The following is a 671-nucleotide window of genomic DNA, read 5'->3' as shown; positions in this document are numbered from 1 at the left end:
GCGTCGCCGCGCTCATAGGCGGCAGGCGAGGTAGCCGGCGCTGCCGGGGCCTGGCCCCGTGATCCATCGCTACCTTCCTTGACGGGAAACGTTCTACGAGTGGCCGAAGGGTCGGAACAATTGCACCGTGGTGTGGTGCATCCTGTGCCTCGGGGTAGTCGCTCCTGGCCGGCCTAGTCGGTCAGGAGCGCATGGAGGGCCTGCAGCAGTTCGTCCGGATCGCACGGCTTGGCCAGATAGGCGCCCACGCCCAGGGACTGCGCCTGCTTTCTCGTGGTCTCGTCGGGATAGGCGGTGACGAGGATCGTCGGCACCGGGTTTCCGTCAGCGGCCAGATGACGGCAGAGGTCGAGGCCGCTCATGACGGCCATGCGCATGTCCGTGATCACGCAGCAGACGCGGCGGGCATGATGGGAGCGCAGGAAGGCCAACGCACCGGCAAAGCCGATGGCGGCAAAGCCCATGGCACCCAGGAGGTCGATCATCGCGGCGCAGGCCGCGGCGTCGTCATCGATCACGGCGATCGGGAGATCTGCACGCATCCGCGCCGGCCCAGCCTCTGCACGCCCGGCCGGGGCAGGAGCCATGGCCGGGTTCGCACGTCTCGACCATGCGCAAGGGCGCGAGGTGGGCTCAACTATACTCTGGTATCGTCGACCTGATCCTCGCGT

1 protein-coding gene is annotated in these 671 nt (G+C 67.7%); it reads right to left on the bottom strand.

Annotated elements, in window-relative coordinates; translation table 11 throughout:
• Window positions 1-173: 173 nt before the first annotated feature.
• Complete coding sequence (locus tag EQG76_RS25490) at window positions 174-542, bottom strand: response regulator (protein ID WP_159717517.1); 369 nt, start codon at window positions 540-542, stop codon at window positions 174-176.
• Between the last annotated feature and the right edge of the window lie 129 nt (window positions 543-671).

It is taken from the genome of Geminicoccus flavidas (genome assembly GCF_009806515.1).
Classification (GTDB): Bacteria; Pseudomonadota; Alphaproteobacteria; order Geminicoccales; family Geminicoccaceae; genus Geminicoccus; species Geminicoccus flavidus.
The sequence above is the reverse complement of the archived record's forward strand: the minus strand, read 5'-3'. Positions and strand labels throughout refer to the sequence as shown.